Source organism: Geobacillus sp. PK12 (assembly GCF_004123125.1).
Lineage (GTDB): Bacteria > Bacillota > Bacilli > Bacillales > Anoxybacillaceae > Geobacillus > Geobacillus zalihae.
Genome location: NZ_SDKL01000075.1, coordinates 1 through 10,770, shown reverse-complemented (window position 1 = coordinate 10,770; position 10,770 = coordinate 1). Strand labels below are relative to the sequence as shown.

At 42.2% G+C, this 10,770-nt stretch carries 10 protein-coding genes and 1 pseudogene; 4 read left to right on the top strand and 7 right to left on the bottom strand.

Going from position 1 to position 10,770, the window contains the following annotated elements; genetic code table 11:
* Both ETR37_RS17490 and ETR37_RS17485 read right to left on the bottom strand, forming a co-directional pair.
* Positions 1-206: pseudogene (locus ETR37_RS17490) on the bottom strand (helix-turn-helix domain-containing protein); the annotation flags it as partial.
* On the bottom strand, positions 203-529 hold the full coding sequence (locus ETR37_RS17485; RefSeq protein WP_011229672.1) for a transposase: 327 nt from the start codon (positions 527-529) through the stop codon (positions 203-205). The gene ETR37_RS17485 and the pseudogene ETR37_RS17490, both read right to left, overlap by 4 nt.
* A gap of 126 nt (positions 530-655) precedes the next feature.
* On the opposite strand from ETR37_RS17485, the gene ETR37_RS17480 reads away from it, so the two are divergent.
* The 4 genes from ETR37_RS17480 (at position 656) to tnpC (ending at position 5,381) form a co-directional block, all read left to right on the top strand.
* Positions 656-1,705, top strand: a complete 1,050-nt coding sequence (locus ETR37_RS17480; protein WP_129447588.1) for a transposase — start codon at positions 656-658, stop codon at positions 1,703-1,705.
* A gap of 398 nt (positions 1,706-2,103) precedes the next feature.
* Entirely contained in the window at positions 2,104-2,352 is a 249-nt protein-coding gene (locus ETR37_RS17475; protein ID WP_129447587.1) for a histidine kinase, read from the top strand.
* A gap of 114 nt (positions 2,353-2,466) precedes the next feature.
* A complete protein-coding gene (locus tag ETR37_RS17470) occupies positions 2,467-3,543 on the top strand; it encodes an IS256 family transposase (RefSeq protein WP_129447586.1) in 1,077 nt (358 codons plus the stop codon).
* Positions 3,544-3,830: 287 nt separating this feature from the next.
* Positions 3,831-5,381, top strand: coding sequence for an IS66 family transposase (tnpC, locus tag ETR37_RS17465; RefSeq protein ID WP_129447590.1), 1,551 nt, complete (start codon positions 3,831-3,833; stop codon positions 5,379-5,381).
* Between the two features lie 105 nt (positions 5,382-5,486).
* On the opposite strand, the gene ETR37_RS17460 is transcribed toward tnpC, so the two are convergent.
* The 5 genes from ETR37_RS17460 to ETR37_RS19270 all read right to left on the bottom strand — a co-directional run bounded on the left by ETR37_RS17460 (position 5,487) and on the right by ETR37_RS19270 (position 10,489).
* Positions 5,487-6,518: an ABC transporter substrate-binding protein gene (locus ETR37_RS17460; protein ID WP_015375177.1), complete on the bottom strand. Its 1,032-nt coding sequence runs from the start codon at positions 6,516-6,518 to the stop codon at positions 5,487-5,489.
* Between the two features lie 209 nt (positions 6,519-6,727).
* Complete coding sequence (locus ETR37_RS17455; protein WP_015375176.1) at positions 6,728-7,588, bottom strand: ABC transporter permease; 861 nt, start codon at positions 7,586-7,588, stop codon at positions 6,728-6,730.
* Positions 7,589-8,371, bottom strand: a complete 783-nt coding sequence (locus ETR37_RS17450; RefSeq protein ID WP_015375175.1) for an ABC transporter ATP-binding protein — start codon at positions 8,369-8,371, stop codon at positions 7,589-7,591.
* A gap of 18 nt (positions 8,372-8,389) precedes the next feature.
* Positions 8,390-9,817: an 8-oxoguanine deaminase gene (locus tag ETR37_RS17445; protein WP_015375174.1), complete on the bottom strand. Its 1,428-nt coding sequence runs from the start codon at positions 9,815-9,817 to the stop codon at positions 8,390-8,392.
* A 510-nt stretch (positions 9,818-10,327) separates the two neighbouring features.
* Positions 10,328-10,489 carry a hypothetical protein gene (locus tag ETR37_RS19270; protein ID WP_164978019.1) on the bottom strand — a complete coding sequence of 54 codons (162 nt, stop codon included), beginning with the start codon at positions 10,487-10,489 and terminating at the stop codon, positions 10,328-10,330.
* Between the last annotated feature and the right edge of the window lie 281 nt (positions 10,490-10,770).

Genomic DNA, 10,770 nt, shown 5'->3' with positions numbered 1-10,770 from the left:
CCATAGATCCCATTGACCTTTTGATGGCATTCGAGGATCATTTGTTTGATTTGTTCATTTTCCTTTTGCTTCTCTGTGACGATTCCCTGCCGGTTCACCCATCGATAGTATCCACTTCTTGACACACCGGCCAGTTGGCATAGCCAGGCAATCGGATAGGTGTTGGATAACTCCTGAATGATCGAGAACCGCTCTTTCGGTTTCACCTCCTTGCCAGCTCTCGTAACTTTTTTAAATAATCATTCTCTGCTTTCAGTCTTCGATTCTCTTCCTCTAAACTGCACTCTTTTTTTCGAGGCCTTCCCTTGAATGGAGACTTGGATGTCCCGCGCCGTTCTTCGAGCCCTTTTAGACCATGTTCATGGTAACGTTTTACCCAAAGTCTGATCGTTTTCGTGCAGGGAATCCCTAACTCTTGGCATATCCGCTTATATCCCCATCCTTCTTCGATGTACATCTGGACAGCCCTCCATTTAAACTCCACGGAATAAGTGGTCTTCCCTTTCGGTGTTTGCTTGGTCTCGAACATAAACAAATCCCTCCAGTGTTTTTAATGACAGTATGGGCATTTTCCCAACTGTCTACACTAGAGGGATAATATCATATGATGCAGGGGTGTCAACCACATCACTCACCATACCAAGGAGGACTTCAGATGAATTGTACACAAAACTATAAAATTGATCAAGTCACCGAACAAACGCTTGTCGTGGGCATCGATATCGCGAAACGAACCCACTACGCCTGCTTCGTGGATGACCGGGGGCGCGTGCTTCGCAAATCGTTCCCGATCTTCCAGTCGAAAGAGGGGTTTCAACAGCTGTATAAAGCGATTCAGGGGGCGATGCAAGCGTTCGGGAAGTCAGAGGTGATCGTCGCCGTGGAGCCGACCGGGCACTACTGGTTGAACCTGGNNGCGGTGAAAAACGCGATCGTCCGCTGGACGGATCGGTATTTTCCAGAGTTTTGGACCGTGTTTCGCGACTTGGGGAAAACGGCGCTTTCGGTGTTGGAGTGGACGCCGCTTCCGGCTGATATGGCCGGCCGGACGGTGGAGGAGCTTCTTGAGGTGTACCGGCAAAGCGAAGGGATGAAATGCCCGCAGAAGGCCAAAATTCAGGCGTTGATCAACACCGCGAAGGACTCGATTGGGGTGACGGAAGGGACAGCGATGGCCCGGTTTGAGATCGCCGCGCTCGTCCGCCGATACCGCCAATTGGAGGCGGAGATCGCTGCACTGGACGCCGAGTTGAAGGCATTGGTTCAAACGACGATGGAGTACCAATGGTTGAAAACGGTCGACGGGTTGGGAGACGCCACGATCATCGATCTGCTGGCGGAGATCGGCAGCTTCGCCCATTATCGGGACCCGCGCCAATTGGTGAAGTTGGCGGGCCTGACGCTCAAGGAGAACTCCTCCGGCCAGCGCAAAGGGCAAAAGCACATCTCCAAACGGGGACGGAAACGGCTGCGCTCGGTGCTGTTTCGGGCGGTGATTCCGCTGATCCGGCACAACGAGGCGTTTCGCGAGCTGCATGAATATTACACGACCCGCCCCGTCAACCCGCTGACCGGAAAGCAGTCCATCGTCGCCTTGTGCCGGAAGCTGTTGAATGTGCTGTTTGCGATTTGTACGAAGAAACAAGCGTTTGACGCGGAGCGAATGAAGCAGGACGTCTTGTCCCAAGTGCAACGGGCGGCCTAAGGCCTCCCCCTGCGAACGGAAGAATCGTTGGACAACGAGATGACACCGGAGAAGCTGGCGTGATTTCATCCATTCGACCTTGAGTCCCTAAAGGAGCTTGGCCGGCCTCCGCCTGATGACGAGACCGAACGAGGGAATGTTGGCGCGAAGACGCCCGGAGACATGGGAGGGTTCGTCCTCATCAGCGACGCGGAGATCCAAAGGGTGCATCGAATATGCTTCCCCCCCACGGCAGGAAAATATAACCAGCCGTGGCCGCGAAGCGCACCCTAGGTCTGTAAGATATCCACAAAACTGAAAAAGGATGTAAGGGATTTTGTCGAAAAATATTTTTTGGACACCCCTGAGAGGCCGAAAAGCCTTGATAGATCAACATTTCTAGAGGGAGGTGAGCAATAATGGCTTTAATAGAAAAAGTACATTCTTCTTTAGAAGAATTACAAGAGTTAGTCAATCAGACTACAGATCCATTAGAGCGTGAAGGTTTAATAGCCTTCATTAATTGTATCACTCCTCACTTAGAAAAAGCCTCTGCTACTTTCTTAGGGAAAATCGCTCAAGTAATTGGTTCTGATATTTCAACAGCTGGATCTGTAGAGGAAGCTTTAGAGGCTTTAAAAGAGAACTTCGAGATTGAAATTGAGTAGGAGAGAAAGATGATGTATAAAATTTTGTGTAAAGCATTTTGCTAGATCAAAATAAAAAAGGTAGGGTATTCTCTGATTGAACCCAAACATTCCAGAGAAAGGAGAACCCTACCTATGTCTAAAAGTATACCGAATGTCGACTGGGCAAATCAACTGGAAAGTGTCATTCGTCAGTTTGTAAAGGAAAAATTAGAACTGATCATGCGGGAAGAAATCAAGAATTTCCTCGAAATCGAACAGGCTGGAACGCCGAATATGAGAAACGGCTACTATCAACGAAATCTAGATACGCAATATGGCCGGATTGAAGGTCTTTTGGTCCCTAGAGACCGAAACGGAGAATTTCAAACCCAATTGTTCGCTCCTTACCAACGGCACACCGGCTGGCTGGAGGAAGCAATCATTAGGATGTACCAAAGTGGCATGAGTACGCGTGAAATTGGCAAGTTTATCGAACGAATTCTAGGAAATGCTTATTCTCCAGCGACGATCAGCCGTATTACCGATGTCGTGAAAGAAGACATCGAGAAATGGCACCATCGTCCACTATCCAAACGTTATTCTGTCTTATATTTGGACGGCTTGTACGTGAAACTTCGCCGCGATACGGTAGAGAAAGAAGTCATTTATGTGGTGTTAGGAGTGAATGAAGAAGGGTATCGAGAAATTCTGGATTTCTTCGTGGGAGGACAAGAAAGCGCCTATGTATGGCAGGAAATTCTTCAACACCTCTACCAAAGAGGCGTCAAGGAAGTGCTTCTTGGCGTCTTCGATGGCCTTCCGGGGCTGGAGGAAGCCTTTAAGGCGGTGTATCCGAAAGCCGATGTGCAGCGCTGTGTCGTGCACAAAGTCCGCAACACCCTAAATCGTGTTCGGAAAAAAGACCAATTCGAAGTGGCCGAGGATCTCAANNAATCTTGGGCCAATGAGTTGGATGTCCTCCTTACATTTATGGATTATCCAAGCAGTATTCGAAGTGTGATTTACACGACGAATGTCATCGAACGAACGATCAAAGAGATTCGGAAACGTCTAAAGCCGATGAACAGTTTGAGCAGTTTAGAAGCCGCGGAAAAAGTCGTGTATTTGACCATCCAAGATTTTAATGAGAAATGGGCAGGGCGAAAGTTAAGAGGATTTGCCGAAGCGCAGGAAGCCCTTCAACGAATGTTTGAAGAACGTTATTGTTAACCAAATATTGTAAATAAACAAAATAAGGGGATTCTCCCTTTCCACACAAGAGACTGAATATTCAGTCTCTTGTGTGGAGAAAATCAGTCCCCTATCAATTCAAATCCATTTCAGAGAAACCCTACCCCATTTACATTACACAAAATTCTTGACGGTACCGCACCACGGGTTTAAATAATAAAAATTCAGGGAATTTTGCTGTTTTGTTGTATAATAAGGGCATGAAAACAACAGCGAAATTCCCTAACTCAACCCTTACAACTGAAGATCTCCTCAAGCGCTTGGAAATGCTGGAAAAGCAAAATGCAGAATTACAGGCGAAACTAAAAAAACAACAGGAGTTGGAAGCGAAATTAAAATGGTACGAAGAACAGCTTCGCCTTCTGCAACATAAACGCTTTGGCGTTTCGAGCGAAAAAATCCTTCCCGGTCAATTGGAACTATTCAACGAAGTAGAAAACGAATCAAACCTTGATTTGCCGGAACCTACTTTGGAGTCCATTCGTTATCAGCGCCGTCGGAAAACACGCGGTCACCGCGAAGCAATGCTTGAAAACCTGCCTGTGGAAACGGTCGAATACCGTTTATCCGCTGAGGAGCAGGTCTGTTCGTGTTGCGGTGGAGCTCTGCATGAAATGAGTACGGAAGTACGCCAAGAACTTGTCTATATTCCTGCGGAATTAAAAGTAGTCAAACATGTGCAATATGTCTACTCTTGTCGCCATTGTGAGCATCATGAGATCGAAACACCGATCAAAACAGCGTCTAGGCCGAAACCCGTCATTTCGGGCAGCTTAGCATCTCCTTCTGTTTTGGCACACATTATGACGCAAAAATATGTAGAGGGTCTCCCTTTATATCGCCAAGAGAAACAGTTTCAGCGAATGGGCATCCCTCTTTCCCGGCAAACATTTGCCAATTGGATGGTGATAGGAGCGGAACGATGGTTGAGTGTTCTGTATCATCGGATGCATGAGCTTCTTCTGAAGCTTGATATTATTCATGCCGATGAAACCACCCTTCAGGTTCTTCAGGAACCTGGAAGACCAGCTACTTCTACATCCTATTTATGGCAGTATCAGACAGGAATAGAAGGGCCGCCTATCATCCTTTATGAGTATCAGGAAACCAGAGCTGGGGAAAACCCGAAGAATTTCCTAAACGGTTTTCAAGGCTATTTGCAGGTGGATGGATACGCAGGATACCATAAAGTTCCAAACGTAACCTTGGTTGGTTGTTGGGCTCATGCGCGTAGAGGATTTACAGACGCCATAAGATCCATGCCCGCCAATAGTGTAAAACCAGTGACCGCAACCGAAGGCCTGAATTTCTGTAATCAACTGTTTGCGGTGGAACGTAAATTAAAAAAATTAGATCCTAAAGATCGGTATGAAGAACGTCTAAAGCAAAGCAAGCCTATCTTAGACGCTTTTTTGTCATGGCTTCAAAAGCAAGAACAACAAGTGTTGCCAAAGAGCGCACTAGGAAAAGCCATTGCATACTGTCTGAACCAATGGGACAAATTAATAGCCTTTTTAGAGGATGGGCGACTGGAGATCGATAATAATCGCAGCGAACGCTCCATCAAATCGGTGGTCATAGGAAGGAAAAATTGGCTTTTCGCCAATACACCACAAGGTGCACGAGCAAGTGCCATCATCTACAGCATTGTGGAGACAGCGAAAGCGAATCAATTAAATCCATATTACTATCTTCGCTATCTTTTTGAGCAGCTTCCCAATATGGATTTGTCAGACAAGAATGCATTGGATCAAATGCTTCCTTGGTCAACCACACTCCCTGTTACATGTATTGCTTTTAATCAGCTAACTAAATAATACCTTAAGCTCCGGCCTTCAAAAAGGTGGGGGCTATTTGACGTTTACATTTATAAAACAAAAAACTGAGCAACCATGAAGCTGCCCAGCTTTTGTTTTCAGATTTTACTTCGATTCACGTCTTGGCAAATATTTGGTTGTAAAAATTTCTTTTGCATCAAACGTCTTTTCTAATAAACCTAGATCATACAACTGTTTAATAAGTGTTGCCCAGCGTTCTTCAGTCATATACCCGACTCCATGCTCTGCTGCATCCCCTCCATATACAAAATCTTTTTGTGCTTCCGCTTCAAATTTCAAAGATTCTAACTCCATATCAGTGTTGTTTTTCTGAATCACTTTATTGATCTCTTCGTAAGAATCTTTATATAAATACCATCCTTCAACAAAAGCCTCTACAAAAGCTTTTACAGTTTCTTCATTTTTTTCTAAATAGTCTTTTGTAACATATAAGACTATGTTATACGGATTATACCCTGCATCAGATATTAACTTCGTTTCGACCTCTACTCCATCTTTTTTTAAGAAGAACGGCTCTGATGTAACAAAGGCTTGGCTTACGGAATTGACATCGCTAATAAAATTCGAATGTTGGCCAGTATAAGCCAATTCTTGTACATTATTTAAATTGTATTTTGATTTTAAAAAATCCCAATACGTAATACCAGGTTGAATATACACTTTTCTTCCATTTAATTCATCAAAATCATTGATTCCTTTCCCTTTATGGAACATTAATGCTTGCGGGCTTCCTTGCATGGCAGCAGCTACGGCGACTAATTCAATTCCTTGATTTCTAGCAATAACCATTTGGTCAGCATGTGCAAGTCCAAAGTCAGCACTTCCAGATGCAACCATTTGAATAGAGGATACTTGCGGCCCGCCCGGTTCAATCGTGACTTTTAAACCTTTTTTTTCAAATAATCCATTTTCTTGTGCTGCATACAAACCGCCATGCTGCGCTTTAGGGAACCAGTTTAATACAATTTTTACATCTTTTAAGTTTTTTTGTTCTTCATTTGAATTGCTATTTCCCTCGCTTGTCGAACTGTTCGACTCTTGCCCACTGCAGGCGGCAAGGATAAACATGAATATAATCCCAATTAATAAAAAATTTGCTTTGCGCAATGCCTTCATTTTATTTTCCCCCTCGTATAGCACTTTGTTTTTTACTACCAAAATTGTAGTTTTGAAAATATTAAACTGCTCCCAACTTTATCCCTTAATTCAGCAAGCCATTGGCTATTAATTGCTCTGATTTTAAACTTAATTCCACTCATGCCAGTAATAAGCAATATTATGTTAAATTTATATAAATCTCTTTTTAAACGCGCATTGCGTAGATTTTATTTGTCTCCCTTCATCGCTGATTCGTGCCATGATCTAAGCATGAAATGAGAAAACAAACTTATGAGAAGGTAAAAGACAATCCCAAAAATAGCAGCGGCAATTCCACAAGCAAATAAATATGGTGTTTTTAATTGAACAGCTGCGACCGTAATACCATAACCTAAACCACCTTTCCCTCCGCCAATCCCTGCTATATATTCACCCGTAATAGCACCAACGATAGATAGTGTGCTAGATATTTTTAACCCGGTCATCATGTAAGGCATAGCAGCTGGTATTCGAAGCTTCCACATTCTTTGCCATTTTGACGCATTATATAAAGTAAATAATTCGCTCATGTTTTTGTCGACTGAATTCAATCCCATTAAAGTATTTGAAATGATGGGAAAAAATCCGATTAAAAATGAAATCATCACAATCGAGTTGAAGCCTGAACCGAACCAGATAACAACGATCGGTGCAACGGCCACAACTGGTATCGTTTGTAAAATAACCGCATATGGGTAAATGCTTATTTCTAAAATTCTGGAACTAGCTAATAAAACCGCGACGCCAATCCCAATGATGGCACTTATTAAAAATCCAATCACAGATTCAGCTACCGTTATTTTTATGGCTGGCCATAATAAATCCCAATCTTCAATCGCCGCTTGAATAACATCTGTCGGTTTTGGAAGTATAAACGGCTTCACACCAACCATAATCGGAACAAACTGCCATAAAGAAAGAAAAACAACAAGCGCAACAATCGGACCAATGAACTTCCATTTTGACTTGTTCCGTACTTTAAGTCTGCCAGTATTATTGGGTTGAGTGACAATTTCCTTCGTTTGAGTAGTTGCTGTTTGTACAGACATTTATCCCAACTCCCTTCGAGTTGTACTATCCTCAAGACTTCGCGCGGCAATATTGACATACTCTGTAAACCTTTCATCTGTTCGCTCCCTTGGATAAGGAAGGTCGACATCGATAATAGAGGATAATCTGCCAGGCCGCGCTGACAACACTGCAATTCTAGTAGAAAGATATACAGCTTCATATACATTATGGGTCACGAACAAAATCGTCATATTCTCCCTTTTCCATATTTCGAGCAGTTCCGTCTGCAAAGTCTGTCTTGTAATCTCATCTAATGCAGCAAACGGTTCATCCATTAAAAGCATTTTAGGTTTTGCAGCTAACGCCCGAGCAATAGACACTCTCATCTTCATTCCGCCGGATAACTGCCTAGGATAAGATTTTAAATGATCTTTTAACCCCACCATCTCTAATACTTTGATCGCATCCTCTTTACGTCTTTTTTTATCAGCCCCCCTTAATTCTAACGGTAATAATACGTTTTCGAGCACTGTTCTCCATGGAAGTAAATTAGCATCTTGGAAAACGAACGCAATATCATTTGTATTTTTTATAATTTCTTTAGGGTTTTGCCCAAACACTTTTACCTTGCCCTCAGTAGCTTCGCCTAATCCTGCTACCATTCTTAATGCCGTTGATTTCCCGCAGCCTGATGGACCGAGAAAACTTATAAATTCCCCTTCTTTTATCGAAAAATGAAATTGGCTTAAAGCGACAGTGCCAGTATTGTAAATCTTACTAACATGTTGAAATGAGACAACTTCGTTTTGAATTGCGTCCACCGCTATCCCTCCTCATAATTATTTTGTTAGAATAGCTGAGTTTGTTAATCTCGATTTTCTATAATTGACTTTTGTATGCTTTGCAGCCGTTTCCAGCATTTTTTCGGCAGCTTTTTGCGCCCGAATGGCAAATTGTTCTTCATCGATATTCACGAGACGCCCTTCATCTACAACAATCTTCCCGCCAACGATGGTCATATCAACTTGCGGTGTGCCCGCAAGAATCGGAAGCGCCGTATCATTAAAGAGAGCACCGGCAAACTCTAATCGATTCGTATCGATCAAAAACATATCTGCAGCCTTGCCGACTTCTAAGGAACCAATGGCATCTTCCCAACCAAGCACTTTAGACGAACCTCTCGTTGCAATCGATAAACAATCTTCAGCGCTCAGCGCTGTTGTTCCATGCTGAAGATTATGGAGCAAGTTCATGATTTTTAAATCAAGTAATAGATTAGATGAATCATTGGAAGATGAACCATCGACACCAAATCCCACTTTTACTCCTGCATGTAACATGTCCATAATTCGCATCGTTCCGGATGCCATTTTCATATTGCTGCTCGGACAATGAGCAACTCCGCAGCCGCAAACACCCAGCTTTGCAATTTCCTTGTCATTAAACCAAATTCCATGCGCATACCACACGTCACCGCCAACCCAACCTGTTTCTTCCATTAATTCTAACGGACGCATGCCAAGCTTTTCTCTGCAAAAGTCCTCTTCATCGATCGTTTCCGCCAAATGGGTATGCATCCGAACACCATAACTGCGGGCTAAATTTGCTGATTCACGAAGCAAGTCTTTACTAACTGAAAATGGCGAACATGGTGCAACACCTACCCGCAACATTGAAAATTTACTAGGGTCATGATAGGTTTCAATAACCCTCATGGAATCTCGAAGAATAACATCTTCGCTTTGAACGACTTCATCTGGCGGCAATCCCCCTTTTGATCTACCTAAACTCATAGAACCTCTAGTTGGGTAAAAACGAATTCCAATCTCACGAGCTGCCCGTATTTCTTCATCGATTAATTCCCCACTTACTCCATTTGGAAACACGTAAAAATGGTCAGCGGTTGTTGTACAGCCACTTTTAAGCAATTCGCCTAATCCGACCATAGCACTTAAATACACATCTTCTGGCTTTAAATGGCGCCAAATATCGTACAAAGTGATTAACCAATCAAACAACTCAACATTCTGCACCCAAGGGATATTTCGAGTGAAAGTCTGATATAAGTGATGATGTGTATTGATTAACCCCGGATAAACAATTTTTCCACGTGCATCAATAACAGTGTCCGCTGTCTCAAAAGGCAAATCATATCCGATCGCTTTAATTTCTTGTCCAACAACATACATGCTGCCGCCTGGGTATTCCGTTCGCTTTTCGTCCATCGTAATGATGTTTTTGGCATTTTTTATTAATAATGTCCTCATTTGTTCAACCCCTTATGCCAATCTCAATTTTATGTTAATTTTTATAACATTACACGTAATATATTCTTATTATATACGCTTTTTAATAGTTTAACATTAGAGGATATTTACAATTTTGAATATTATTTTGTGCATTTTAACTAAATTTCTTTTGAATGATATTATTTATAACAATTATATGTAATATATTTTAACAAATAATACAATCACCTTATGAAAAGGATTCAATTAAAAAACTGTAGTTTCCCCTTTTTTTGCTATTTGTTCAATAAAAAAAGCCCAGTTAACTGAGCTAATGATCCCTTTGTCAACTACCACTGCGTCTCCATTATTTTTTACCTTCTATGATAAATCACCGATGTTTATTTGCCCTTTTCTATTTGTACATTTGCTGAAATTTGTTGAAATGTTCATTGTCTTTAATTGGGTTAATGAGTGTGACTAGAGGAATTGGATGCACAATGGCTGTGGCTGCGATTAACGCATCAGGTCCCTTATGAACCTTTCTCCCTAATAATTTTTCTCTCCTGCCTTCATAGCGATCAAATCATCAATTTCAATAATTTCATCAGCCATTTTATATACGTAAGCTTCTCTAATTTGCTTAACAATAGGATTGATATCAATCTCATAATGAGACATTAACTCCATTTGAATAACTGTATTAATCACCAAAAGTTCTTCCAATCAATTCACGAACTGTAAAAAACGATAGGCGGATAATGTTTTTACGTATCGGTCGATATCGAGACGTTGATCGAACTAGAAAAAATTTTCCGGTCAAGACCTTTCCATAAAGCCTGAAATGTAGTACAATCCATGATAGCGATCTCCTTGTAATTAGGTGTTGGTGTGACGGCTATCCTAATTATAAGGAGTTTTTTATGGAATCAATTATTTTTTGTTTATCTATATAAATTGAAATAAAGGTTTTCTCCCGTTCCACGGCGAAT